Consider the following 26,718-nt stretch of genomic DNA (forward strand, 5'->3'; position numbering starts at 1 on the left):
GTTCGCGACAGAATCCGCAAGAGCGCGTCGTCGTCACCAATTTCGACATACGTGCACGTCAGAGCGACCCCTTGGCGCCATCGGGCGGACGATTCGAATGTCTTTCGCCCGATGGCGCAGGGGTCGAAAGCGATCAAGGCTCTACTCTCGCGAGTGAAACCGCGCGACGATTCTACCTCTTCTTTTCGTCACGCATCCTGGCCCCCCACTTCACACTATGTCGTCCAGCTGACGGATCCTTTGTTCTCAATTTCCTTCCTCAACTCCGACCTGAGCGTGCGTGACCGCTTCGGGCTAATACGTAGGGCGATACGTAGCGGCTCTGCCTTAACCTGCTCAACCGTCGTCCATCCCTTGGCACTCGCCACCTGGCGCGCGAGTGGTAACAACTCCGGGATCGACAGTGCCCGCCGCTTTCCCAGCTGATTGACGGATCGTGCGACTGCAGGCACAGGCCGTCGATCGGTGGATCGAGACGGTTCTCCTGTACTCGATCGCGAGTCGTCCCCGCCACCAGACACGGTGGCTTTCCGCGCCGGCTTGATCGATCCGACTTGCTCGCCAAGATCAGGTGACGGCTGACGACAAGGTGCCTCGGTCTCACACTGCTCGTCGATCGATGATGCCGACGGTCGCTCGATAGATCGATCGTGGTGAGGTCGACTGCCTCTGAGGCGGGTCTCGGTCGAGCCGATCGTGACCTCCTTACCTCGCCTCAGCCAAGACCACGTCGATCGACCTGGCTCGGCGATCGGCATCGACTCGCCACCACGAAACCTCGGTTCGGTGCCTGCTCCGTGCGTCGGGTTGTCGTAGCGGATCAGCCTCGACGTGTCGACGCTCATCAGATCGGAACGCCCGATCAGTCGATCGATCAATACAGACTTCACACCGGCTGCGCCGGTCGATGACGTTCGATGCCGAGCGATCGATCGCCGCACCGTCCGGCGCCACGATCGACTCCCGATTCGCTGGACGCCGACAGGTTCAAGTCGATCCTTGCGCGCGACCGCAAGGGCTTCGGCGGCAGACTCGATTCGATCTCGCACTGCGCACCGGTACGCACGCATCGACCAGAGCGGGAAGAGAAGAACCTGATCGATCGGGAACCGCGGCCGTACAGGTCGTGGAGTGAGTTTGCCAAGATTGTGGAGCCTGACTCGCTGCTGGGTCCACTCGTGCAACTCCCACGCGACCGGCCCTGCGACCGACATTGCCGCCAACACCAGACCGTTATGCACCCAGTTGCTATACGCCGAGAACACGATCACCATCCACCCGAAACCCCGAACACGAACCGCCCGATCGCGGAATTTCCCGAGCTGCCGGGCATTGGCGAACATGCTGAGACCGAAAAGCTCAAGGGCCGTCGCGCCAGCAGCCGAGAACACCACGCCCAAGGCCTGAGTCTCACGAAGGTACCGATACTGGCCGTACCACGCCGTCGCCGCGGCCATCGCCACCAACAGCATCACCAAGCGGCCTGACAGAGCCCTTTCGAACCGCGTGCGCAAGGCGGCCCGCTTCATACGACGGGTCCGCCGTTTGATCCGCCGGTCACGCCTACGCCAATCCCAACGCACTTGAGCCTCGCGGCGGCTCTCGTCTCGCAGCTGCTGTGCTCGCAACGCCGCAGCGGCCCGCTCGCGTTCGGCGAGATCAAGTCTGCGTGGCGAGCTCGGATCGTTCGTTCCAGGTCACTATCGGCGAGCCGGATCTCGGTATCGACCGCCTGCGCGGATAGATCTGACCTCACGCGGCCTGCGCGGCGACGCATACCCCACTCGATTCGCTTCATCGCACAGTCGTCCCGACATCTGGGACCTGCATTGGTTCATGTCGTGAGGACATCGCCCCTCCTGGTCTTCGCGAAGCTCGTGGACCGAGAAGCGCAATGCAGGTCGAGGCGAAGCGAGCCGGGCTCGGCGTAGACGACCGCGCAGCGGCTCCGGCCTGGCTCGCTTCGCCTCGACCTGCTGCAGTCGCTGGTCCACGAGCGGGAACGAAGCTGTCCAGGGCGCGTTCGTGCTGCTGTTGCAGCTGCTTTAGCGGTTGGTGTAGATGACTGCCGGAACCCGGTCGGCTGCGGGTTTCCCGCTCCAAGTAGGCGTTGCCGCGCACCCTGAGGCCGGTGAGCCCGCGGCGAGTCATCTCGTCGGTCCCTAGAAGGGACGCGACCTTCCTGGTGACGTCCAACAGATGCGGCCGATCCCAAGGACCGGCGCCCGACGTGGAGCTCGACCCCGGCCAGGAACCGCACGTCCGTACTGCACACCGAGTTGATCCCGAGGTCGCCCCGCCAACCGCTCGGCGGTGCTGGCCCACTGCACCAGAGCGCCGGGCCACCCGACGTCGCGACCGCAATCTCCACCGGCGTCTCGCGCGCCCTGTAGCGGTACCGGTCTGGAACGCGGCCGAGCACAACCGATCGCCCGCCCGCGATGATCGGCGGGCGCCGAGGAATCCAAAGGGCACGTCCGGACGATTACCGATCGAGGGCCGGTCTGGGAGGATGGTGCATGGGCAGTCGCGTCCGGTTGATCCTCGCCGCCGAATTGCTGGCTGCACTGGCGGCCGTGACGACGAACGTGGCCACGAACGTCCTGCCCGACTCGTGGCGGCCGTATCTGTGGATCGCCTGGCCCGTGCTAGCCGTGCTGGTCGCCGTCGGCATCGCGCTCGCGGTCCTCGCCCACCGCGCCGATTCGGTGCGGGGTCCGGGTTCTCCCGAACGGACCGTGTACTACCGCCGTGCGATGGTCGCGCGGCTGCGCCGGGTCTGGGTCGAAGACGTGCTAGAGCGGACGCTGTTCCGGCGCACGCTCGTCGAGCTCGGGCTCACCGAGCGGCCCGACCTGCTGCAACGGTCGTGGGACGTCGTCGTGGAGGTCCCCGACGAGGAACCGCGCCCGCTCAGCCGGGATATCGCCCTCGCCGACGTCGTCGAACGCCACCGGGGCCTGCTCGTCCTCGGTGCCCCCGGCGCGGGCAAGACGACCATGCTGCTCGCCTTCCTGCGGGACCAGCTGGATCGGGCCGAGCAGGATCACATCGTCCCGATCCCGGTGGTGTTCCAGCTCGCGTCGTGGGCGCCGGAGGGCAAGCCCATGGCCGAGTGGTTCGCCGACGAGCTCTCCGGCCCCCGCTACGGCCTGCCGCCGGACCTCGCCCTCGACTGGATCGCCAGCGACCGCGTGCTCCCGCTGCTGGACGGACTCGACGAAGTGCCACTAGACCGCCGCCTCGCATGCGCTAGGGCCATCGACACCTTCCACCGCTCGCACCGGTTGCTGCCGTTGCTCGTCACCAGCCGCAGCACGGACTACGACGCCCTCGGCCTTCGCATGTCCCTCGGCGCCGCGCTGGTGATCAAGCCGCTGGATCCGACGCAGATCGACCAGCACCTCTCCCACCTCGGCGAGCGCTTGGCCGGTCTCCGCGAGGCGATCCGCCGCCAGCCACCACTCGCGGAACTGCTGAGCTCCCCGTTCCTGCTCGACGTCGCCATCCGCGCCTATCAGGACTTCCCCACTTCGGAGGTCCCGGACCGGACCGGCCCGGAGCAGTGGCAGGCCACCCTGTTCGCCACGTTCGTCAACCGTGCGTTGCGGCGCCGGGATACCGGCCCGGAGCTTGAGGCTCCGGACGTCGTCCGCATGCTCGCGCTCATTGCGCGGGCACTGGGGCAGAAGCTGGAGACGTCGTTCTTCCTCGAATCGGTAGACCCGACGTGGCTTCCGGCGCGACGCCGGCGCGTGCTGAAGATGGCGACCGCGATCCCGGCTGTCATGCTCGTCGGAGGCGCGGCCGGGATGCTTGCGGGCCTGGTCCTCGGCCTGCCCGCCGGAATCGCCGCGGGCGGGCTCGCCGCCGCCATGACCGCTGCCGTGCTGGTGCTGGCGCAGGAAAACCCGCCTCTGACCTACGGCGACCCCGGCAACCGGGTCGTCGGTATGGTCCACCACCTCACGAAGCTGGCCGTCGGCGCCGTGGTCGCGGGCGTTGGTTTGGGACTCATCGCCGGCCTGAGCGGCGCCCTGCTGGGGATAGCCGCCGGAGTCGTCGCGCTGATCGCGGGCGGATCGTTCATCGATGTGCTCAGCTCCTGGGCGTACGTCGCCGCGGTCGCCGAGGCCTTGACAGGAGCGGTGGTTTCCGCCGTCCACAAGGCCGAAGCCGCGGACCGGAGCGCCCTGCGCGGCCGTCCGATCGGCGCGGGTCTGCGCGACACGGCGTGGACGTGTGGCCTCATCACGGCGGTGACCGGCCTGCCGGCCACTGTGATGATGGGGGGTTCCTTCGGATCACCCGGGCTGCTCGCTGGTCTCCTGCTGGCCCTGGCCTTCGGCTACACGCGCAGCGGCCGCAGCCTGGTCGAGTACTGGGTCACGCGGATCCTGCTGGTCCGCGCGGGGATCATGCCGCTACGGCTGCGGCCGTTCCTCGACGTCACCGTTGACCGCGCGCTCCTGCTCCGGACCGGCGGCGGCCACACGTTCCTCCACCGACTGCTACTGGAGTACTTCGCCGGTCTCGAACCACCGGGCGTGCCGGACGGCTACGCCGACAGCTTGCCCACGGTAGACCTCCGGCCGGACGCGGTCTTGATACGGGCACTGGAAGCCGCGCAGAAAGACCTCCGTCTTGATGTCCTGCCCATGCTGGCCTACGCCGGGTCCGTACTGCCGCCGGAGGTGTGGGCCACGAGGGCGATGCGGATCGTCGAGGCCATCGAGGACCAGCTGAAAAGCTCCCCCAATCCGGTCATACGGATCGTCCACGCGCACAACCTCGTGGCCATCTGCCAGATGGTCATCGCCGCGGAGCACACCGAGCTGTCCCCCATCGCGGCGAACCACCTGGGAGAACTGCTTGTGCGCGAGCCGACGCCCACGCTCCAGGACCAGGACCAGGACCAGGACCAGGACCAGGACCAGGACCAGGACCAGGACCAGGACGAAGCCTAGAGAGACCGCCAACCTGTCCGACGCGGTCCGCAGAACGCCACGCCGAGGACCGCATTACCTCCCACCACACAACCGTGGGCCCGTCGACGGCGTTCCGTTCCCGCGGGCCCACGGTCCCGCTTCGACGCCCTTGCGGGTTCAGACCACGGCCGCAGGCCAGTTGGCGCTGCTGGGCCATCGCCGGCTACCCATGCGGCCTCGTAGCTCAAGCAGGTCGGCGCACCGGCCTTCGATCGCGTCGAGCGCCAGAGGCGGTGTGTGATCGTCGAGGTGCAGGATCCGAACTGTCGCGAACACGGCGTGTCGGGCCTCGTCGCGGTCGTGATCGGCGAGCCGCTGCAGGAGCCCAGCGCTGCGCGACGCTTGCCCGAGCCACCGCACTCGAGCCTCCTCGTCGGTGATCAAGTACACGCCGCAGACGATGCCAGCGTCGGCCAGTAAGGGGTGGTCGCTGAAGAGCATGGGCTTCAGGCGGGGTGCGACCAACCAGCGGCCGGCTGCCATCGGAAGGCTCCTAAGCGCGCGGGTTCGGAGCACCGGGCCAGCCTCGAGGGGTGTCGCGGTTTTCATTCCGCGACCTCTTCGGCGTACAGGGCCGCGTGCGACTGCGCGAAGTCCTCGCTCGTGGCCTTGCCGTGCTTGAGCCTGGTCAGCTTCCTCACGAGCGTCTCGATGTCCTCGCCGATGGCGATGAGCGCCTTCTCGATCGTCTCGACGGTCGGCTCGGTTGCTGTGGCCAGGGGCAGCATCCCGGCGGCCTCCGCGGCGATCACCAAGTCGCCGGCCCGGTCGAAGACGTCGGAGACGGCGCCGATCACGTCGACCGTGATCGCTTGCTCGAACTTGGTCTGCGCCACAAGCCGGATGCTCTGTGGGTCCGGTGCCGGTTCAGCGGGTGGGTTCTCCGGCGGCAAGCCGCCTGGCTTGTTCCTACTCCCGCGGCCGGTCCGCTTGGGGAAGGTGTGTTGCAGCCACAATTTGGTGGCCTTGGTTTCGGCTTCGGGCGCGCCGCTCTCGTCGACCCGCCGGGGCGTTGTGTTCTGCTCGGCGGCGTACGCCAGCTCGAGAAGCAGACCGAAGGCCGCGACCGGCTTCAGGATCAGCGCGGCACGGACATTGGCGACCGACCGCCGTTCCAGCTGTTCGCGGATGTCATCGTCTTCCTCCTCGTCCGCCGCCGTCTGGGCACCGACCGATCCACGGTCGGCCTCGACCAGGCCGGCGTCCACGAGCCAGTGGATGCCGCGCGTCTGGATGAACTCCTCGAGCAGTGAGAAGTCCCCCGCTTCCGCGGCTGCACGGACGTCGTGCCACGGCGCCAGTTCGGTGTATGAAATCCGGTCCTTGATGGACTTTGCTGGGAAGACACTGTCCATCACGCGCGGGTTCCAGCGGCGGCCGTAGAAGTCGCTGGCCGCTGCCGAATACATCCGGGCTCGTGCGTTGACGTGCTTGCTCGTAGTCCGGGTGCGGGACGGTTCCCCCAGCACGATGCGGGCCCGCTGCCACCGCGACACCCCGGAGTCGAGGTCGTCGGCCGGGAACACAACCGTCAACAACGCCCGATCCCGGCGGTCGCGGGCGTCGATGATCGACTCGCCCGCCCGCGCGGCCGGGTCCGGCCCTTCCCCAGCCAGCCACGCCCGGGTCGGCTCGTCGATCAAGCCGTGCTGCTTGTAGTCCCGGAGCAGGGCTCGAAAGTCGGCGGCCGATCGGTCGCCGACTCGGTATTCCAGCGGCGGCCGCCGATGGTCGGTCCGGTTCGCGTCGAACACCGCGGAGTGGAAGTCCTCGACCGATCCCGTCTTCGCCGCACCGATGATGATCCGCATCTGCACCGTGGCGAGCTTGGAGGCACGGCGGGCGAGGTCGTGGCCCGGGTGGGTGGGGTCAGCGAATGCCTCTCGGAGGAGATCGGCTAGCTGGGGCACCCACCGACGCGGGTCAGCGACCCGCGTCTCCCGGCCGACCTTCGGGCCGACGCCCAGGACGGTCCTGGGGCGAACGCCGAAGACGACGTCTGCCGGGGTCAGACCGAACAGGTCCAGCCGCGCGACCGTACGGTTCGCGCCCTGCACGGCCGTCAGGTCGACCAGTTCACGGATCCGCGTTCCGCCCTTGCCGTCCGGCTCGCTGATCAGCCTCAGCAGCGCGACGTGGGTCGTGGCCTGCTGCTGGCCGTGGACCTCAAGGTCCTCGCGCAGGTCGTAGGTACGGTCGGCGTTGACTTCGAGCAACGCCCTGGTCATCACGCCAAGCAGCGCGTTGACGTCATCGTGCCCAACGGGGTCCGCGGTGGTGATGAACGGAGCGAACGTTCCGCTCGATGTCCTGCCGGTAGCCAGGCGCGGCCGCACCAGGCGGCCGTTGAGGTGTGGCTGGAACGGCGCCGCGAAGAAGCTGTTGATGCGCTCGTTGTACTCGCCCGCGTTGCCGACGAAGCCGTGCACCTTGACGGTGATCGTTTCTTCGCCGGTATCGGTGTGACCGAGCGCCTCTGGCGCGAGTACGAACTCGCCGTTCTTGCGCTGGAGGTAATCCTTCGGCTTCGAGACGACCGGGGCGATGAGGTCGGTGACGTCGCGAGGCATGCCGCTCCGGTCGGCCAGCGCGGTCGAGAACCGGTCGGTCCACATCCGGTTGTCCGAGCCCGGGTACGGGTTCGGGGTTTCGCTTTCGGGGACGAGCGACGCGCCGTCCGGATCGGCGGGCGTATCACCGGCGGGACGTGGCTGAACTGCAGTCATCTGCGCTCCATGCACAGCATCGGCCGATCGGCCTGGGCAGCCGAGGGCCTGGCGGTCGCCGCAGCCAGACGACCGCGACGAGGCACGAGGGCCCGACCGCTCTGTGCAGAGCGTCTGTCACGGCACCGCGGCCACGCGTGGCGTGACAGAGCGGGCACCGTAATCCCGTTCCGTTCCCCGAACGACGCCGCACCCACTGACTCAGGAAGTCTTCGTAGGCATTGCGAGCTTCCCCCGACCGCAGGTATATCCGGCCATTGGGGGAGTCGATCAAGCAACAGCATCGGGCCATCTAGCTGCGTGGCAGCATATCAGTGGCGCCCGACACTTTCGTGCAACACGGGGCGACAGGCGCCCCGGCGGGCAGGTGACCTCTTCCTCGCACAAGCCGAGGCTGCCCAGCCTGCTCGTCGCGGCGATGTTCGTCGCATTCGCCGAAGCCGTGCCGGCGTGGACGGTGATCATCTCCTGCGGCGCCCCGCAGCGGTGCAGGAGCGCAACGCGCCTGCAGCCTGCCTCCCAACTGCCTGTCCACGCGGCCGCGATGCTCCCCCGTTCCACAGCCGCATGACGGCAGCCAAGTCTCCGGCCTGACTGTCGGCACCGGCACGCGACTGACCGGCTTCAGCGGAAAGAGGACATCCGCCCCGCGCGCGAAGCCCGCGGTCGGTTCGGCCAGCGTCGGCGCCAACCGTTGCTTCCCAAGCTTCCCGCAGGCGCGCGTGCGACGCAGGCTCCTCGCACGGGCATCGCCGAGTCCTCCATAGCGCATCCACATGTGGCGCAGATCACTCGGATACTCAGCGTGATCTAGCTGTCGGTAGTGCCGTCAGCGGCCATCGGGCCTCGCACCAAGGCAGCCACGACTACCCGTCCGCGAACTCAGGCAGCTGATGCATGCCACGGGCGCAACGCCCATCGGCCGCAACGTTGACAAACAAGATCGCCACATTTGGCCTCGTCTGCACCTGGTCCGGTGGTGGCGCAGGCACGCGGCAGCTCCTATGCTTCAAGAGTCCGGTCGCCCGGCGAGCTTGACCGCGCATGCGGGGCTGACGCTAGTTGTCTGCCGACGTTGACCGGATCACCTCTTCCGCAAACGGCCCAGAAACGGCCCAGGGTTCCACTAAGGACGTTCACGTTCGCTAACGCCGCAGCTAAACCCGTGCTTGGCAGAGCAAATTCCAGAGCTTTGACATACGTGCGACATGATCCCGAACGCGGAGCACTGGCGGGTTGCGGTGTGGGAGGCGCAGGAGCTGCAGCACGCGATCATGGGGTACCTGCCTGGGTACGCGACGCCGCGGATCGTCTGCGACGTGCCCTACGTCGGGAAGCGGTGGGTGCACCAGCTCGCCGAGTACGACCGGGAGCTGGGGATCTCCTACTGGACCAAGAACTACCGGACCGGGATCGAGCTGGAGGACCCGGAGGCGTTGCAGCGGCGGTACCCGTACTACGACCCGATCTCGACGCTGCCGGAGGCCGGCCGGACCTGGTGGGCCAACCAGGACCGCTGATACGGGCGGAGCGGTGTGCGGGGGCGGTTCGCGTCGCGGACGCCCCATCCGCTGCCCGAACGGGCAGCGGCCGCCTGACTTCCGGTCAGTGACCGTCGTGGTCGTCGCGGAAGGCCGCCACCGCGCAGGCGGCCGCCCTGCTCGCGGTGTCCTCGGAAACGACGACGCTGCCGGCGATCGTGATCGACGGCGCGAACGGGATCGCGCGGACCCGCGTGGAGCGGGTTTCGGCGATCTGGTCGGCGGGCAGCACCGTCCAGCTCCGCGGATCCGACCCGACCTCGACGACGGTGTCCTGGATGGTGCCGGTCTCCCGGCTCGCGCCCGGGCAGACCCCGGCGTCGCGCAGGGCCCCGGCCACGGCGTCGTGCAGCAGCGGGTCGCTCCTGCGGGCGGGGTAACGCAGCGGGTGACCGGCCAGCTCGGCCAGGCCGACCGTGTCGCGATCCGCGACCGGATGGTGCCGGGACACCACCGCGAGCAGCGGTTCGGTCCATGCCGGCAGCACGACGAGCCCCGGTACCGAGACCACGCCACGAGCCAGTACCAGGTCGAGGTCGCCCTGCCGGAGAGCGTTGAACCGGGCCTCGGCGGGCAGGTCGACGAGCACCACGTCGAACTCGGGCGCCCGCTCGCGCAGCGCGTCGATACCCCGTTCCAGACGGGCGGTCAGGCCGGCGGCCGCGCCGATGCGCACCGTCGCCGTGACCTCGCCCGCCGCGGCCCGGACCTGCTCGGCCGCGGCGAGCGTCCGGCGCGCCGCGTCGAGCACCCGCTGCCCGGCGACGGTGAGCGCCCACCGGCATCGCGGCCGGGCTCCGCGCCGAACTCGAAGCCGGTGCCGACCACGTCGGCGTGCACCCGGTGAGCGAAACGCCGATCGACGTCCTCCGCGAGGTCGCCGCGGCGGTCATCGGCACGCACGCCGCGGCCGGAGGCGACCCGTCGGCGGTGTGACGGCGGGCGCGGGTCCACACTCGAGCGGGCAACCCCGAGCACAGGCGAGGCGTCCCACGATCGCTGCGGACCTGCTCCCCGCGAAAGGATGTCCGGGTTGTCGCACGGCACGAGCGGGCTTTCGAGCCTGGCGGAGGCGGCCCCGCAGGAGCTGCCCCCGCCAGGCCGCCGTCCGCGCAGCCGCGCCGGACGGCGGCGGTGGGTCGCGCTCATCGCCTTCGCGTTGCTCGCCGAGATGGCGGTCGCGATGATCACGACGGCCGTGGAGCAGACCCCGACCATCGACGAGCCGGTCTACGTGGGCACCGCGGTCGTCTACCTGCAGCAGCACAGCCTGCGTTACAACCCGGAGCACCCACCGCTGGGCAAGCTGCTCATCGCCACCGGACTCGCCTTCGCCGACGTCCACCTCGACCCCGCCTTCGCCGGCGACCAGACGCAGCTCGGCCGGCACGTCCTGTACGAGTCCGGCAACGACCCGGGAAGGCTGATGATGGCGGCCCGGCTGCCGGTCATCGTGCTCACGCTCCTGTTCGGGCTGGTCGTCTTCGCGTTCGCGCGCGATCTCACCGGGTCCGCCGGCGGGTTGGTGGCGCTCGCCCTGTACGCGTTCTCCCCCGACGTCATCGCGCACGGGTCGCTGGCCACCCTCGACGTGCCGGTGACGGGCTTCCTGCTGACGTCGGTCTGGCTGCTGTGGCGGGCCCGGCAGCGTCCCGCCCGCTACCTCCCCTTCGCCGGACTGGCACTCGGCGCGGCCCTGGCCACCAAGATGAGCGCCCTTGCGGCGGTGCCCGTGCTGCTGCTCCTGGTCGTGTTGTCGGTCCGCCACGCCCGGCGTCTCGACCCGCACAGGACCGCCTGGCTCCCCGGTCTGGTCGCGGCCACCGCTTTCGCGCTGATCGCCGTCACCGTCGTGTGGGCCACCTACCTCGCCGTCGATCCGCGGCTGCGCTGGGACCCGCCGGCCGACCTGCCCGGTGTCGAAGGCCTGCGCGGGCTCGTCGACTGGCTGCCGTTCCCCCGGCCGTACCGGGACGGGATGCACGTCCAGTTCGGCTTCGAAGACCAGGTGTGGAGCGGTTTCCTGTTCGGCAGGCACTACTTCGGCTCGCTGTGGTACTACCTGCCCGCGGCGCTGCTGGTGAAAACGCCGCTGGGCGTGCTCGCGCTCGGGTTCGCCGGTGCCGTCGTGCTGCTGGTGCTCCCCCGGCTGCGCGCGGCGGCGGTCTACGTCCTCGCGCCCCCGGCCGTGCTGCTGGCCGCGGCCATGACCGGTGAACGCGATCTCGGCGTCCGCTACGCGATCTTCGTCCCGGTGTTCCTGGCGGTCGCCGCCGCCGGCGTGGTCGCCGTCCACCGCCGGTGGGTCCGCCGGCGCCGCGGTCCTGGTGGCCTTCACCGCGGTCAGTTCCCTGCGCACGTTCCCGTACTACCTGCCCTATTCCAACGAGGCCTTCGGCGGCCCGGCCCAGACCCACCTGCGCCTGCACGACTCGAACGTCGACTGGGGCCAGGACCTGGGCAGGCTGGCCGGCCGCCTTCGCCCGGGCGCGCGGATCTGGCTCGTCTACAAGGGCAGCGGGGTGCCGTCTCACTACGGCATCGACGCGGCCGACCCGCTCGCCGTGCCCCCGGAGCAGGTGCACGGACTGCTCGCCGTGTCGGACTCCGCCATCGCCAAGGCCGATGATCGCCTCGCGGCGCTGATCTCCGGCAGCACGCCGATCGACGACGTCGGGCACTCCATCACGCTCTACCGCCGGCCGTAGCCCGACCCGGTGCCGGAATGAAGCCATTCGGCTGGTTGTCCGAGGTTTCCTTTCCGCCGATCGTCACCGACCGTTTACCCCGTTCGCTGTGCGACTTCACGAACGTGCAGCACCTGGGCTTTGTCGAACTTCGACCAATTTCCGACGCAGTTCATGAATCGTTTTTGGCGAACCGGTCCGGCCGGGCGGACCAAGACGCTCACCGGGTCCACTCTGTTACTACGGCTTTCGCATCGGGACCATACTGTGACCTCGAGCGGGGGCCGGGAATGAAACGTCCGGGCCGGACGCAACGACTAGTACAGCGGGTGACCAATTCGCTACGCGAAACGGCGCAGCCGGTTGGACTACCCGCACGAGAGCTGGTTGCCCCGATTTTCGACCGGGGTTCCAGGCCATTTCGCCGGACGGGGGTGAAAGTGCGCCGGACGTTCGTCGTCGCCGACTTCGTCCCGCCTGCCGGGTACGAAGACCGGCTCAAACGGGTGCTCACCGACCTGCACGACGGCCTCGGGCCCACACTCGCCGTCGCGGTGCTCGGGCTGCGGGCCGCCCGCGATCTGATCGCCCGCGACCGCGCGGCCGCCGGGGATCTGCTGGCCCGGCTCGAAGACGAGCTCTACCGCGCGATCACCGACCTGCGCCGCATCGTCGCCGACGCGCGGCCGCCGGCACTCGACGACGCCGGTCTCGTCCTGGCGGTGCGCCGGTACGCCGAAGCGCTCAGCGACCGGGTGCCCGCCGAGCACGGCCCGCTGCGGGTCGACGTCGAGGTGCACGCCGAACTGCCGGCGCTGACGGCCGAAGTCGAAGTCACCGCCTACCGGATCATCCGCGAGGCACTGGTGAACGTCGCCCGCCACTCCGGTGCCCGCCAGTGCACCGTCCACCTCTGGCCCCGGGACGGAGACCTGCACGTGGAAATCGTCGACGACGGCGTCGGCACCGACGGCGAAGTGCTGCCCGCGGTCGGCGGCAGCGGGCTGCGGTCGATGCGGGAACGCGCCGGCGACCTCGGCGGCGGCTGCCGCGTCGAGCCGGTTCCCTCGGGCGGCACGCGGATCGCCGCCTGGCTCCCGCTCGCCAAGGCGTGAGGCGATGTTCGCCACCCTGCGGGTCCTCGTCGTCGACGACCACCCCGTCTTCCGGGCCGCGTTGCACGCACTGCTCGACGGCACCGACGGGGTGACGGTCGCCGGGGAAGCCGCCGACGGCCGCACCGCCGTGGCACTGGCCGCGCAGCTCGCGCCCGACGTCGTCCTGATGGACCTCAACCTCCCCGACCTCGACGGTGTCGAGGCGACGCGGCGGATCGTGACCGCCGCCCCGCACACCGGCGTGCTGATGCTGACCATGTTCGAGAACGAAGCCGCGGTCTTCGCCGCCATGCGCGCGGGCGCCCGCGGTTACCTGCTCAAGGGCGCGCGCAACGAGCAGATCATCCGCGCCGTCCGGGTGATCGGTGACGGCGAGGCCATCTTCAGCCCGGCGATCGCCACCCGGGTGCTGTCCCTGCTGGGCACCGCGACCCCGCGCGACGAATCGTTCCCGCGGCTCACCGCGCGCGAGAAGGAAATCATGCAGCTCATCGCGCGCGGCATGGGCAACGCCTCCATCGCCGACCAGCTCGTGCTGAGCCAGAAAACCGTGCGCAACCACGTGTCCCACATTTTCCGCAAGCTCCGGGTCACCGACCGCGCGCAGGCCATCGCCAAGGCCCGAGAAGCCGGCATTGCCCGATCGGAGTAAGAAAAGCGGGACATATCGGGACTCCTCCTCCCTGTTCGGCGAGCCCCCGCACCCACGATCCTGGGATCCGACATCGTTCGAGGGAGGGGTTCACCGATGCTCACCGACCAGGTTCCGGTGCTGCTGCACGCCACCGACACCATCACCCGTGCCGGAGTCACGGCCGCGCTGCGTTCACGTCCCGAGATCCGCTTCGCCGACGAGGAAGGCGGCGAGCCCGCCGTCGTGCTGGTCATCGTGGAGCGCCTGAACGAGGAAGCCCGGCAGCTGCTGCGCAGCCTCCAGTGCGCCAACCACGCCGGCGTCGTCCTGGTCGCCGGCGAAGTGGAGGACTCCGAGCTGCTCGACGTCGTCGGCAACGGCGTGTCGGCGATCGTCCGCCGGGCCGACGCCACCCCCGACACCCTCGTCCGGCTCGTCAAGACCGCGGCCTCCGGCGAAGGCGCGCTGCCCCCCGACCTGCTCGGCCGCCTGCTGTCGCGGGTGTCTCGGCTGCAGCGGGACGTGCTGCACCCCAACGGGTGGGACCTGGCCGGGATGTCCCAGCGGGAGACCCGGGTGCTGCGGCTGGTCGCCGACGGGTTCGAGACCAAGGAGATCGCCGACCAGCTGAGCTACTCCGAGCGGACGGTCAAGTCGATCCTGCACGACATCACCAACCGCTTCCAGCTGCGCAACCGCGCCCACGCGGTCGCGTTCGCCCTGCGCGAAGGCCTGATCTGACACGGCCTACTCGACCCGGCCGGAGAAGGAGACCGACGGCGTGCAGCGGCCGCGATCGCCCGGGTTCTGGCAGCTGACCGCGAGCACGATCTTCTCTCCCGGCTGGAACCGCCAGGCCTGCAGCCAGTGGTGGTCGAGGTCGCGGAAGTTCGCGAGGCCGACCTCCAGCAGGACCGTCTTGGTGCCACCGGAATCCCGCAGCAGCCGCAGGGTTCCGGTGTCCCCGCGCGGGTTCTGCAGGATCAGGTCGGTGATCACCAGCGTCTTGCCCGGGTCGGGCATCGTGTAGGGGAACTCGGCGAACCGGTTGACGTTCGAGTCGATGTTCGCGTCCGCGGCCACCCGGAAGTCCGTCGGCGTCCCGGTGGCGGCGTTGCCCCGGCTCGGATTGGGGGTGGTGCCGTCGTTGGCGGTGCCGCCGCCGCTGGTCTCACCCGGCGGGGTCAGGCCGACGGCCTTCATCGCCTGCTCGGAGTTCTGCTTGGCCTGGTCGGCGTTCTTCTTCGCCTGATCGGCCCCGGCGCCGGCGTCCTGCGCGGCCTTCACGATCTCCTGGTTCTGCTCCTGGGCGGCCTCCCGGGCGGCGGACTTCACCGCCGGGCGCAGCACGGTGAACCACAGCGTCACCAGGGCCAGCAGCAGCACCAGCAGCGCGGCGAGCGCGGGCAGCAGCCACTTGGGCAGCAGCTGCCGCTGCACCATGGTGCCTTCGGTCTTGAGCGGCTCGCCGCCGTCGGCGACGACGAACACGTGGAACCGGTGCCGCACGGGTTGCCCGCGCAGGAACCGTTTCCGCGGCCGCGCCCGCATCCGGATGAACGCGGCCGTCCCGGGCGCCAGGTCCGCCCGCTCGCGTTCGAGCCGGAACTCCAGCTCGTCTTCGGGGTCGAGCGGGCTCAGCTCCACCGCCACCGGCCGGTTGCCCCGGTTGTCGACGGCGACCTCGAAGTCGGCCTTGGACCCGGCTTCCACCTTGGCCGGCACGATCTCGGCGGTCACCTCGGTGAAGGCGCCGAGCCGGACGGTGCCCTCCTCGACCACCGACCCGGCGGGGTCTTCGCTCGAGAACACCCGCACGCCGAACGGGATCGTCCCGGCGGGGACGTCGGAGGACCGCGGCGGGGCGAAGCGCACGGTGACCGTGCCCGTCTCCCCCGGCAGCAGGTTGACCGTCGCCGGTTCCGCGGTGGCCCAGCCACTCGCGTCGCCGACCACGTCGACCGCGAACTGGTCGACGACCTGCCCGGCGTTGCGGATGGTCACCGAGCAGGTCGTCTCCTCGCCCGGTTCCGCGACCAGGCCGGTTTCCGACAGCGTCGCCGTTGCTCCCATGCAGGGAAGTCTCCGCGCCCGCTCCCCGGGGCGGCACCGGCGGACGGGTGTGCGGCCGTGCGCCGGTGGTTGCCCGTACGGGCAGCGGTTCCGCCCCGGGCCGCGGGTCAGCCGCGGGTGATGAACGGCGGTTGCTCCGTGCGCAGGACGACCAGGATCGGATTCGACTGCACGGTCCCGAATTGCGGCCCGATCACCGACGCCACCGACACCGTGCGCGGCCCGATCAGATCGTGGTGGAAGATCAGGAACTGCGCCTGGAACTTCCCGTCCGCGCCCACGGTGACCAGGCCCGGGGCCGCCGAGATGCCGGCCGACCACGCCAGCCGGACCGTCGCGCCCGGCGGGAAGCCGGTGCCGCTCACCCGCGGGACGAAACCCAGCGGACCGATCCCGGGGTCCACCGTCACCACCGGCTGCCGGACCACCACGCGCGCGCTCGCCGCGTTGTCGGCGGCGGTGGTGTCCGGTCCGCTCGTGGCGATCGTCGCCGACACCGGGGCGTCCACGGCCGCCGCGGCCGCCAGCGCGATCCGGACCTCGACCGTCTGCCCGGGAGCGAGCGTCCCGAGCGCGCAGCCGACGCCGCCCGGCGCGCACCCCGGCGACACCGAGGTCGCGGGCAAGCGCGGCGGCAGCTGGACCGACAGGCGGACGTCCGGCATCGGCGCGCCGGAACCGTTGTGCACCAGGAAGGTCAGCACGACGTCGTCACCGCCGACGAACAGCGGCACCGCCGACACCGCCATCCCCAGCGACAGCGACCCCGGGGTGACCGGCGGCGCCGGCTTTTCGGCGACGGTGACGACCGCCGTGGCGGAGTTGTCCCGTCCGTCGGCGTCCCCGCCCGCCGTGGTGACCGTGCCGGTCGCGGCCTGCGGGCCGGCGACCACGCCGGCGGCGCTGAACCGCACCCGCGCGCTCGCCCCCGGCGCGAGCGCGCCGAAGGCGCACACCAGCTCCGGCGTGCACGTGCCGGCGGTGGTGAGGGGCGCCTGCGGGCGCAACCCGCCGGTCAGGCGGACGAACAGCCCGGTACCGGACGTGGCCGCGGCCCCGTGGTTGGTGACCACGAACTCGAAGGTCGTGAGCCCGCCGAACGCGATCGCGGCCGGGACGGCGGTGGCGGTCACGCCGACGTCGGCGATCCGCTGGAACGCCGGCTGCGACGCTCCGCCAGGCCCGGAAATCACCACCGTGGGTGCGCCGCCGCCCGAGGGCACGACCTGGATGCTCGGCCGGGTTTCCCCGGGCGCGCTGTCGAAGGCGACCAGCCCACCGTCCGGCGACCAGGCCGGGTCGTCGACGAACCCCGCATTCTGCACCAGCACCCGGCCCGGACCGCCGTCGGCGGAAGCGGCGCAGATCAGCCGGTTGTCGTCGTGGAACGCGAGGGTGGCGCCGTCCGGCGACACGTCGGCCGAGCCCTGCCGCCCGGTGCCGCACGGCTCCCCGAACGAGGGTGACAGGTCCCGCTGGGTCCCCGCGCCGACGCTGTCCGGTCCCGGGGTGAGCGAGACCTGCCACAGCTCCTGCCGCTCGCCGCCCGGATCGACCGCGATGACGGCGGTCTCGGTGGCCGTGCCGTTGCGCCCGGTCGCGGTACAGGTGACAGTGGTGGCCCCGACCGGGAACAGGCTGCCCGACGACGGGGTGCAGAACGGCGTGATCCGGGTTTCCCCGTCGGCGTCGACGGCGGCCGCGGGGTACTCGACGACCGTCGGCGCGGTGCCGGGCACCGTCTGGTCGTGCACGGTGATCAGCGGCAACCGCGGATCCTTGACCCGCACGGTGACGTCTTCGCTGTAGCCGGGGCGGACCGTGCGTTCCCCGTCGAGCCGGAACTCGACCCGGCAGTGCAGGAAAGCTCCGGGCGGTGCCGTCGCGGCGACCGACGCGGTTTCGACGAACTTCGCGGTCGTGCCGCCCGGCACCCGCTGCGCCGCGGGGTCGAAGGTCAGGGTGAGGCCGGGGTCGCAGAACGGCACCGGCTGCACGGCGACCGGAAGATCGCCGATGCCCGCGATGATGGCGTCCGCGACCGACTTTTCGTCACTGGTCTCGGTGACGACCCCGCCGACTTCGCGGACGGTGTCACTGGCCTGGTGCTTGCGGTCCAGTTCGTAGTCGGGGTCTTCGGTGCTCCCGCCCGTGAGGACGGGCACCGCGACCAGCTTGATCTTCGCGCCCAGCAGCTCGGCACTGGCCGACAGGCGCGTCGCGATCGCGTCGCGTTCCGCGTTGCCGCTGGGGTCGTGGCTGGCCGCGTCGCCCACCAGCACGATGATCCGGCTGCTGTCGTCACGGAAGTGCACGGCGCCCGTGGCGACCTTGTGCAGCGCGTAGATCCAGTCTTCGGCGATGTCGCCACCGCCACCCCGGTTGACGCGGGCGAAGGCCGCGTCCAGCTTGGCCATGCCGGCCTCGTCGGGCGCGATCAGGTCCTGCTGGACCTGGAAGAGCCGCCCGAGCGGCGCGGGGTTGTCCGGGGGCGCGATCGGGTCGTCGCGATCGCCGAAGGCCGCCACCGCGAACCGGGCGTCCGGCTCCTTGTCCCGGATCGTGCCGATGACCGAGTGCAGCTTGGTCTTCATCTGGCCGAGGATGTCGCCCATCGAGTCGGTCTGGTCCATCAGCAGCACGATGTCCGGCCGCGGCGGCACCCGGTCGGTCGGGACCGTCTTGTCGATCGCCGCCGAACCGCCCTGGCCGACCGGGATGTCCACCACCGCCGGGTCCACTCTGGACGGTCCCGGCGGCGCGACCCGGGTGGCCGCGCGCGTCAGCGTGATCTTCGTGCCGTCGGCCGACCACACCGGCTGCGAATCGTCGCCGCGCAGGTAGGGCGGCATCGGGAGGTCGCCGAGGATCCGGCCGTCCGCGACACGCACGATCCGCACGAAGTCCCGGCTGCCCTCGCCCTCGAACACCGTGTTCGTGAACGCGATCGCCGTCGCGTCCGGGGACCACGCCGGGTGCTGTTCGTGCTTGGTTCCCGCCACCGGGCCGGTCAGCGCGCGGGGTGCGCTGCCGTCGGCGTTGGCCACGACGACTTCGGTTTCCCGGGACTCGCCGGTGCCCGCCCGGGTGTAGGCCAGCAGCGTGCCGTCCGCGGAGAACGCCGGATCGAACTCGTCGGCGTCCGGGCGCTGGGTGAGGTCCCGGCGGTCGCCCCCGGTCGCGTCCGCGCTCCAGATGTCGCTGCTGCCGCCCGTGCGCAGCTCGGTGAACACCGGCCGGCCGTCCGGGCGGAACGCCGGTTCGGTCTCCCCGGTGCCGGGCAACGCCGAGATGACCGAGACGCGGCCGCCGGCGACCTGCTTGACGTCGCCGAGCGGGTCCGGCGTGTGGGTGGTGAACGCCAGCCGGGCCCCGTCGGGCGACCACGCGGGATCGGCCGAGTCACCGGGGTCGGGCACCGCGCGGGTGACCGCGCCGCCGGTGTCGGCCATCAGCACGACGTCGCCCGCCGGGTGGAACCGTGTCGTGGTGAACGCGATCCGCGCCGGCCCCCACGCCGGCTGGGTGTCGGCCGCGGGGTCCGCGGTCAGCCGGATCGGGGCGCCGCCGGCGGCCGGGACGGTGTAGACGTCCCCGGCCGGGTCGTCGCGCGTGCTGCTGAACGCCAGCCGGGTGCCGTCGGGTGACCAGCTCGGCGAGTCGTCGGCGGCCGGGCCGGAGGTCACCTGGCGCAGGCCGCGGCCGTCCACGCCGATGACGAACAGGTGCCGGCCGCCGGTGCGGTCCGAGGCGAACGCGACCGTGCGGCCGTCCGGCGAAAGCGCGGGGTGGGTGTCGACGGTCTCGTCGTCGGTCAGCCGCACCGGCAGCTTCGCGCCGTCGGCGAGGTAGTAGATCTCGCCGTCCCGTTCGGCGCCCCCGGCGGACGCGGCGCGGTGGCTCACCCACACGATGCCCCCGGTGCCGGCGGACGCGTCGGAGTCGACGCCGCCGAGACCACGCGGCAGGGCCGGCTCCGTGCCTTCCCCGGCCGCCTGGAACAGGCCCGTGGTGGCGTCGCTGACGTACCCCACGCGGTAGGGCGCCGCCGGGGCGGGCGCCTGCGCCGCGGTCGGCGCGAGCGCGCCGCTGATCGCCCAGCCGCCGAGCACCGCGACGACCGCGACGCCCGCCACCGCTCGGTTCGCGCGCATGGTCGGTCCTCCCCAACTGACTTCGGTGACTCAGCCGGCTTCGAACAGCTCGATCTCGGAGATCGCGACGTCGGTGCCGTCGAGCGAGCGGTACAGCCCGGTCACGTGCAGCTCGACGCTCGTGGCGCCGGCGCTGTTTTCGATCGGGACTTCCTGGGAGTCCGGCGTGTCGGCCAGCGTCATGTCGTAGGTCTTGCCGGTGGAGAACACCAGGTGCAGCTTCTGCGGCCGGTGCGCGGCCGGGAAGTTCGCCGCGTCGCCGGAGTACACGATCGCCTTCCGCAGGTCCGCCGGGTGGTCGAAGGTGAACACCAGCACCTGTTCCCGGTCGGCCGGGGCCGCCCAGAACGTGTTCTTCGCGTTGTCGGTGACCAGCGGCGCCGCGTGCCCGGTCGTCTGCGCGGTCGCGGTCACCTTGACCGGGTGGATCGGGTTCAGCTTGGCCTCGAAGATGCCGGTCACCTGGCTCCACAGGCCGGTCGCCGCGGTGTTGATCGCACCGCGGAACGGCTGGTACAGCGCGTAGATCAGCGCCGAGAAGATGAGCGCCACCGCGACGGTCCGGCGGATCACCTTGCCCACGGTCCGGCGCGCGGCCCCGGCCCGGCCGGTGCGGCGGCGGACGCCGTCCTTGCCCGGCCGCGCCCCCGCCTTGTGCTCCTTCGGTTTGCGGCCGAACAACCGCCGCCACCACGACGTCTTGACGACCTCGGACTCGGCCAGCGACGCACCGCAGCGGCTGCAGAAGTTGCGGGTGGGCGCGTTGCCCTTGCCGCACCGGCCGCAGATCAGGTCGCCGGGGTTCAGGACCTGCTCTTCGGCGGTCTGCTGCACCGGCTGCCGGACCGGCGCGACCGGTTCGGCGGGCTGCACGACCTGCTGCTGCACCACCGGCTGCGCCCGCACCGCGACCGGGCCGTCGTCGTCCCACTTCAGGTAGCGGCCGCATTCGCCGCAGAACTCGACGTCGGCGGGGCCCTGGTGCCCGCACTCCGCGTAGATGACCATCCGCTACCCCTCCACCACTTCCACCGCGACCCGCACGTGGGCGGGCACCGCCTCCACGACCGCCGCCGTCAGCCGCCGCCGGTCCACCCGGGCCGGATCGGGCACCCGCACCAGCACCTGCACCCACGCCGGTCCCGGGTCCGGCAGCGGCGCACCGGGCCGCGGCGAGGCGACGACCCCGCCGCTGTCGGTCACCTCGACCACCCCGCCGGTCAGCAGCCCCACGTGCTCGGCCAGGCCACGCCGGGTGCCGCGCCACCGGTGCAGCTCGACCGAGCGCGTCACCAGCTGCCGCAGCTGCGCCGGGCTCCAGCTTTCGTCGACGCGCAGCGCGACCCAGTGCGCCAGCCAGCCGACGAAGTCCTCGGGGGCCACCCCCGGGTCCAGGTAGCCGGCGAAGTTGTCCAATGTGGACAGGACCGGGGCGAGGACCTCGTCGAGCGCGCCGGTGAAGCCCCGCACGAACCGGTCCTCGGCGTACACCGCGGGCAGCTGCTCGCCGATCGGGTGCGCACTCGGCAGGCCCGGGATCCCCGTTCTCATGCGCCCGCCTCCCGCACGCGAACCTGGTGGCCGAAGGAGAACGCGAGCGCCTGGGGCGGCAGGTCGAGCCGGTCGACCTGGTCACCGCGTTCGCGCGTGATCGGGTTCGCGGCGAACAGGCGCACGTCCTCCACCAGCTCGACGCCGGGAAGCCGTTGCAGCACGGCGAAGACCTCGCCCGACTGCACCGGCCGCCCGAACGGCCAGCCGTCGCCGTCCGGGCCGCCGCTGAGCGGGTTGAAGTAGTCGTAGAGAGCCTGGCTCGCGCGGGCGCCGAGCGCGCCCGCGGTCGTGCGGCGCCGCGCGCGCAGCCGCGCCACCACCGTGACGCCCTGGTAGAACGGCGGCTCGACGGACACGAGCGCGCCCACGCAGCGCCGCTCGTCGAGGTGGCGTTCGATCCGGGCGCGCATGCCGGCGTCGAGCATCAGGGTGGCGAAGGCGAGCTCACCGGTGTCGGGCACCGCCGGCACGACCAGGACCCGGATCGCGCCGGTCTCGCGGCCGTCGGGCCCGTGCGCCGGGATGCACCGCACGCGCGCGGCTTCCGGCGCCGCTTCGCGCGCGAGCTGCTCGTAGTCCTCGGCCGTGACCGCGCGGTCGCGGGTGCGCAGCAGCAGGGGGCCGCGGACCTGCGCGTCCTGCACCGATTCGCCGTCCACCCCGCCGATCGCCGGACGGCGGTTCACCACGCTGCTCACGAACGGGATCGGGTCCCGTTGCACCTCGAGGACCTCGCGGGCGACGTTGCCGCGCCGCCCGCCGCCGGAGCGGTATTCGGGCACGCGGATCGCGGCGGACTTGGCCGGGAAGGCGCCGTAGTGGCGGAGGCCGCCCTCGGGCTGGCGCACCGCGGGCCCGAACACGACCTCGCCGCCGACGCGGTCGAGCACGACGTGCCGGTCGTCCGGCCCGGACCCGGCGAACGAGCGGACCTCGGTCCACTGCTGCCAGCCGTCCGGCCCGGAGACCTCCACGACCAGCTCGCCGTCCCCGGCGACGACCGGCGGACGGCCGAGCGGGAACCGCTGGCCCGGCGTGCCGTCGGAGGTCCCGACGATCTCGTTGCGGATGATCTCCGCGTGCACGGCACCCACCGTGCCGCCGATGGTTGAGGCCTCGACCGCGTGCAGCCGCGGCGAACGCTGGTAAAACGGCTGGTTCTCCTTGGCCGCGACCAGCCGGCACCGCAGCCAGCCCGCGCGGCGGCGGGCGAACACCGACATCGTGTGCCCGTGCGGGACGTGCACCACGATGTCCCCGGCCCGGTTGAACGCGCCGGTGCTGTCGCGGTCGACCTCGCACGCCACCCAGCCGGTGCCGTCCCAGGCCTCCCACAGCCACGGCGGGTCGAGCGGGTCGACGCCCTGGCCCTCGACCTCGCAGTTCATCCGCAGCAGCACCGCGCAGCCGGGCACGGCGTCCGACAGTCCGAAGAGGACCGCGTCCCCGGCGGCCGGGGTCTCGGTGAACGCCGCGGGGCCACCGCCGACGAGCAGCTCGTCGGTGCGGTCCACCGGCGGCAGGCCGGTGTCGGACGTGGTGGTCGCCAGGTGCGCGAGCGAGCACGGCACGATGGTCAGCGTCCGCTCGACGGTGAACACCACGGGGTCCTCGACCTCGGTGCGCGCGCTGGCGACCTGCTTGCCGGCCGCGACGACCACCGGGACGTCCCGGGCGGCCGAGAGCCAGAACGTCACGTCGGCGCGCGCGGCGGCCGGCGGGAACAGCCGGACCCCGATGAGGTCGAGGAACCGCAGGTAGTGCCGCTCGGGGACCCGGTTGAGCCGGTAGAGCAGCTGGTCGACCATCTGCGCGAACGTCTCGATCAGCGTGACGCCGGGGTCGGAGACGTTGTGGTCGGTCCACTCCGGACAGTTGCGCTGGACCAGGTACTTGGCTTCGTCGACGAGGTCCTGGAACCGGCGGTCGTCGAGGTTGGGCAGCGGCAGGGACATCAGGCACCGTCCTGCGCGGGCTCGTGCGGCGGGATGACGTAGAAGGGGAAGACGAGGTTGCGCGGGTCGTTCGTGCCGCGCAGGCGGTAGCGGATGTCGATCAGCAGCGTCCCCCGGTCGGCCTGGTCGAAGCTGACGACGACGTCGTCGAGGGTGATCCGCGGCTCCCAGCGCTCCAGCGAAACCCGCACCTCGTAGGCGATCTGCCCGGCGGTCGCCGCGTCGGCGGGCGCGAACACGAGGTCGTGCACCGCGCAGCCGAACTCCGGGCGCATCGGGCGTTCGCCGGGCGAGGTCGCCAGGATCAGCCGGATGCTCTCGACGACCTCGCGTTCGCCGCCGACCAGCGCGATCGAGCCGGTCGCGTCGGTGTGCAGCGGGAACGCCAGTCCCCGGCCGAGGAAGTCCACGTCAGCCTCCGATCAGGACGGTCGGGCAGCCCATGACGATCGGCGCGCCGCACGCGGCCAGGTCGCCCATCCGCGCCGCCGGCATACCGCCGATCAGCACCGTCGGGCAGCCCGGCGGCGCGATCGGCGTCGGCGGGTGCACCGCGGGCGGCGGGAACGAGCACGTGTGCAGCGTGCCGACGTTCGCGGCCGGCATCCCGCCGATCAGCACGGTCGGCACGCCCGGTCCGGCGATGACCCCCGGGTGCCCGGTCGGGTCGCCGACCCTCGCGGCTGGTGGCATGGCGCTTCCCCCGTCAGTTGATCTTGACCACGCTGCCGCGCACGGTGACGACACCGCTGGCGGTCAGCTCCGTCTGGCCCTGGCCGGCGACCGACACGGTGGCGCCCTCGACCTTCACGCCCGCCGTGCCGTTCAGCTTCAGCTGCGCTCCGGCCTCGACGCTGGCGTCGGTCTGGGACTTCACCGTCACCTTCTGGCCCTTGAGCTCCAGCGGCCCGGTGCCGGCGTCGATGCTCACGCCGTTGCGCGCCTTGACCGTGACGCTCTTGCCGCTGGTCACCTCGATGACCTGGTTCTTCTGGTCGATCTTGACCACGAACTTCGCGTCCCCGGACGCCAGCGTGATCCCGTCGTCCTCGGCGAACTCCAGCTTGTGGCCCTTCCGCGAGACGAACCCGCGGACCGCGACCTCACCGCTGGTGCCGTCGACGGCCTCCTTGGCGAACTTCGGTGTGGTGTCCTTGCCGTTGTGTAGCCCGCCCAGCACGTAGGGCGCTTCGAAGTCGCCGTGTTCGAACCCGACCAGGACCTCGTCGCCGACCTCGGGCAGCACGAACGCGCCGCGGCCCTTGCCCGCGCCGGGCTGGACGGTGCGGGCCCACGTGCTCGTGAAGTCCTTGTCCAGCCACGGGAAAGTGACTTTCACGCGGCCGAGCTTGGCCGGGTCCTTGAGGTCGCTCACCTGCGCGGGCACGACCCCCGGCCACGACGAGCCGTGCGCCCCGCCCGCGACCAGGCCGTAGAGCGAGCGCTCCTGGCGTCCGGACACGGTGAACTCGGTGGTGTAGCCGACCTCGGCGTTGAACAGGTGCCGCGTGCTGGTGAGCGTGTACTTGCCCGAGAAGGGCTGGCCGACGCCGGTGAGCGTGACGGCGGTGCCCGCGCGCAGTTTCGGGTTGCCCTTCGCGACGCCGTCGAGTTCGGTGCAGGCCCCGCCGAACCGGTCGGCCAGTGCCTTCGCGGTCGCGTCCGCCTCGCCCTGGGCCCGGCGGGGCGAGGCGGCGTCGAGGAAGGGCGGGCTCGCGAACTTCCCCGCCAGCGCGACCGGGTCCACCCCGGGCACGTCCGCGCCCGCGTTCTTCGGGACCGCGGTGGCGGTGATCGCCTGCTTGTTCTCGTAGTCCCAGCCGGTGACGCGCACCTCGGGCACCTGCTCGGCCGCGGTGACGCTGGCGCGCAGGCTGACCAGCGTCCCGTGCGCCTCGAGGACCAGCGGGTCGGCCGTCGCCTTCGTGGTGGTCGAGGGCGCGCCGGACGGCTTCTCGGGAAGCTCGAAGTTCAGCTTCCCGTCGCGCACGGCGATCTGCGCGCCGACCGCGTCGGCCAGCCGCGTCAGGAACTCCCAGTCGCTGACGTTGTCCTGGCCCAGCTGGGTGTTCGGCCGGCCGCCGAAGCCCTTGACGTCGTCGATCTTCCCGGCCGGGATCTTCGCGCGCTGCGTCACCTTGCGCACGACGTCGGCGACCGTCATGTTCGGGTAGGCCGCGACCCGGCGGCCGCGGAACAGCCGGTGCGCGTGGTCGTACCCGCGGACCTCGGTGAACGTGCCACGGGAGTCCAGGTCGATCGCGACGGCGGTGACCTCGCCCGAGAGCAGGTCCTGCGGGCCCTCCGGGTCGGAGGTCTGGACCTTGAGCTTGATCTTCGCCCCGACCTTGAACTTCCCCTTGTCCAGCACGACGGTCCCGGGGTCGCGGAAGCGCAGCACGAACGTGTCCGGCAGGTTCCGGCTGTCGTCGACGTATGCGTAGCTGAGCATCACCTTGACGTCGTCGGGCAGCGCGGTGCCCTCGACCTCGACCATGAGGGTGTTCGTGAAGGTCTCGTTAGCCATCGAGCTCCTCCAGCGCGGGCACCAGCAGCGGGGTGCCGGGCCGCAGCCGCATCGGGTCGTCGATGTCGTTGGCGTCGGCGATCTCGCGCCACTTCCCGGCGTCGCCGTAGGCGCGGAACGCCACCGACTGCAGCGAGTCCCCGGCGACGAGCACGTGGGTGTCCCGGGCCGCGAGCGCACCCGACGTCGGGTTCTGCCCGCCCAGCTCGCCCGCGATCTCCTCGAGGTTCACCGTGCAGACCGCGCGCACCGGCGTCCCCGACGGCGTGAAGAGCGTGTACTTCGCGGTGACGCTGGAGACGTAGGCGGGGAAGCCGGTCATTCCGCCCCACTTGAAGATGACCCACGGCGGCGAGGGCTTGCGGTGCTGGCGGCTGTCCTCGGTGGCCACGCAGCAGGTGAACAGCTGCTCGACCTTCTTGACGACGGCGTCGTCCATCTTGTCGGTGGCGTCGAGGAACATCTCGAGCGCGAGCTTGGCCGGATCGGACCCCTTGAACTGCGGCGGCGCGCTCTTCTTGGCGTTCGGCTGGGCGTCGCGGCCCCACTTGGCGTTCTTGCTCAGCGACAGTTCCTTGGGGTTGAACTGGAACTTGATGTCGAACATCTTGTCGCCGGGCGGCTGCCCGGTGCCCCCGGACTGCGGCGGCTTGCGGACCTCCAGCACCGCGCGCTGCAGGTTGTTGGGCGCCGGTTCGCCGGAACCGTAGGCGGCCGGGGGTGGTGCGCCGGCCGAGGTGAAGGTGACGGGCGAGGACATG

Annotated in this window: 18 protein-coding genes and 1 pseudogene; 6 read left to right on the forward strand and 13 right to left on the reverse strand. The window is 71.2% G+C overall.

The window, feature by feature from the left end:
• Window positions 1-215 precede the first annotated feature (215 nt).
• The gene (locus tag ACWEVP_RS35840) at window positions 216-1,529 is read right to left on the reverse strand and encodes a DUF2637 domain-containing protein (RefSeq protein WP_452067017.1); all 1,314 of its coding nucleotides are present in this window, start codon (window positions 1,527-1,529) and stop codon (window positions 216-218) included.
• Window positions 1,530-2,519: 990 nt separating this feature from the next.
• Here ACWEVP_RS35840 and ACWEVP_RS35845 point away from each other — a divergent pair.
• The gene (locus ACWEVP_RS35845) at window positions 2,520-4,967 is read left to right on the forward strand and encodes an NACHT domain-containing protein (RefSeq protein WP_452067018.1); all 2,448 of its coding nucleotides are present in this window, start codon (window positions 2,520-2,522) and stop codon (window positions 4,965-4,967) included.
• Window positions 4,968-5,105: 138 nt separating this feature from the next.
• Here the strand turns inward: ACWEVP_RS35845 and ACWEVP_RS35850 are convergent, their stop codons facing one another.
• Both ACWEVP_RS35850 and ACWEVP_RS35855 read right to left on the reverse strand, forming a co-directional pair.
• The gene (locus ACWEVP_RS35850) at window positions 5,106-5,471 is read right to left on the reverse strand and encodes a hypothetical protein (RefSeq protein WP_452067019.1); all 366 of its coding nucleotides are present in this window, start codon (window positions 5,469-5,471) and stop codon (window positions 5,106-5,108) included.
• A gap of 62 nt (window positions 5,472-5,533) precedes the next feature.
• A complete protein-coding gene (locus ACWEVP_RS35855; protein ID WP_452067020.1) occupies window positions 5,534-7,603 on the reverse strand; it encodes a hypothetical protein in 2,070 nt (689 codons plus the stop codon).
• A 1,307-nt stretch (window positions 7,604-8,910) separates the two neighbouring features.
• On the opposite strand from ACWEVP_RS35855, the pseudogene ACWEVP_RS35860 reads away from it, so the two are divergent.
• Window positions 8,911-9,234 (forward strand): annotated as a pseudogene (locus ACWEVP_RS35860) (lysine 2,3-aminomutase); the annotation flags it as partial.
• 85 nt (window positions 9,235-9,319) lie between these two features.
• Here the strand turns inward: ACWEVP_RS35860 and ACWEVP_RS35865 are convergent.
• Window positions 9,320-10,006, reverse strand: a complete 687-nt coding sequence (locus ACWEVP_RS35865) for a LysR substrate-binding domain-containing protein (protein ID WP_452067021.1) — start codon at window positions 10,004-10,006, stop codon at window positions 9,320-9,322.
• Window positions 10,007-10,288: 282 nt separating this feature from the next.
• Here ACWEVP_RS35865 and ACWEVP_RS35870 point away from each other — a divergent pair, with 282 nt between their 5' ends.
• The 4 genes from ACWEVP_RS35870 (at window position 10,289) to ACWEVP_RS35885 (ending at window position 14,435) form a co-directional block, all read left to right on the forward strand.
• On the forward strand, window positions 10,289-11,884 hold the full coding sequence (locus tag ACWEVP_RS35870; protein WP_452067022.1) for an ArnT family glycosyltransferase: 1,596 nt from the start codon (window positions 10,289-10,291) through the stop codon (window positions 11,882-11,884).
• Window positions 11,885-12,382: 498 nt separating this feature from the next.
• A complete protein-coding gene (locus ACWEVP_RS35875; protein ID WP_452067023.1) occupies window positions 12,383-13,057 on the forward strand; it encodes a sensor histidine kinase in 675 nt (224 codons plus the stop codon).
• A 4-nt stretch (window positions 13,058-13,061) separates the two neighbouring features.
• Complete coding sequence (locus ACWEVP_RS35880) at window positions 13,062-13,712, forward strand: response regulator (protein WP_452067024.1); 651 nt, start codon at window positions 13,062-13,064, stop codon at window positions 13,710-13,712.
• Between the two features lie 96 nt (window positions 13,713-13,808).
• Window positions 13,809-14,435, forward strand: coding sequence for a response regulator transcription factor (locus ACWEVP_RS35885; RefSeq protein ID WP_452067025.1), 627 nt, complete (start codon window positions 13,809-13,811; stop codon window positions 14,433-14,435).
• Between the two features lie 6 nt (window positions 14,436-14,441).
• Here ACWEVP_RS35885 and ACWEVP_RS35890 read toward each other — a convergent pair whose 3' ends face one another.
• The 9 genes from ACWEVP_RS35890 to ACWEVP_RS35930 all read right to left on the reverse strand — a co-directional run bounded on the left by ACWEVP_RS35890 (window position 14,442) and on the right by ACWEVP_RS35930 (window position 26,717).
• Complete coding sequence (locus tag ACWEVP_RS35890) at window positions 14,442-15,767, reverse strand: COG1470 family protein (protein ID WP_452067026.1); 1,326 nt, start codon at window positions 15,765-15,767, stop codon at window positions 14,442-14,444.
• A 107-nt stretch (window positions 15,768-15,874) separates the two neighbouring features.
• On the reverse strand, window positions 15,875-19,921 hold the full coding sequence (locus ACWEVP_RS35895) for a VWA domain-containing protein (RefSeq protein ID WP_452067027.1): 4,047 nt from the start codon (window positions 19,919-19,921) through the stop codon (window positions 15,875-15,877).
• 30 nt (window positions 19,922-19,951) lie between these two features.
• Entirely contained in the window at window positions 19,952-20,929 is a 978-nt protein-coding gene (locus ACWEVP_RS35900) for a zinc ribbon domain-containing protein (RefSeq protein ID WP_452067028.1), read from the reverse strand.
• Between the two features lie 3 nt (window positions 20,930-20,932).
• On the reverse strand, window positions 20,933-21,472 hold the full coding sequence (locus ACWEVP_RS35905; protein WP_452067029.1) for a phage tail protein: 540 nt from the start codon (window positions 21,470-21,472) through the stop codon (window positions 20,933-20,935).
• A complete protein-coding gene (locus tag ACWEVP_RS35910) occupies window positions 21,469-23,430 on the reverse strand; it encodes a putative baseplate assembly protein (protein WP_452067030.1) in 1,962 nt (653 codons plus the stop codon). Before ACWEVP_RS35910 ends, ACWEVP_RS35905 begins: the two co-directional genes overlap by 4 nt.
• Window positions 23,430-23,840 carry a GPW/gp25 family protein gene (locus ACWEVP_RS35915; protein WP_452067031.1) on the reverse strand — a complete coding sequence of 137 codons (411 nt, stop codon included), beginning with the start codon at window positions 23,838-23,840 and terminating at the stop codon, window positions 23,430-23,432. Before ACWEVP_RS35915 ends, ACWEVP_RS35910 begins: the two co-directional genes overlap by 1 nt.
• A 1-nt stretch (window position 23,841) precedes the next feature.
• A complete protein-coding gene (locus ACWEVP_RS35920; RefSeq protein WP_364268765.1) occupies window positions 23,842-24,123 on the reverse strand; it encodes a PAAR domain-containing protein in 282 nt (93 codons plus the stop codon).
• A gap of 13 nt (window positions 24,124-24,136) precedes the next feature.
• Entirely contained in the window at window positions 24,137-25,957 is a 1,821-nt protein-coding gene (locus ACWEVP_RS35925; RefSeq protein ID WP_452067032.1) for a VgrG-related protein, read from the reverse strand.
• Window positions 25,950-26,717 (reverse strand): CIS tube protein, encoded by a 768-nt coding sequence (locus tag ACWEVP_RS35930; protein ID WP_452067033.1) that lies wholly within the window; start codon window positions 26,715-26,717, stop codon window positions 25,950-25,952. The genes ACWEVP_RS35925 and ACWEVP_RS35930 overlap by 8 nt, the downstream gene beginning before the upstream one ends.
• Between the last annotated feature and the right edge of the window lies 1 nt (window position 26,718).

The organism is Amycolatopsis sp. NPDC003865 (genome assembly GCF_053605345.1).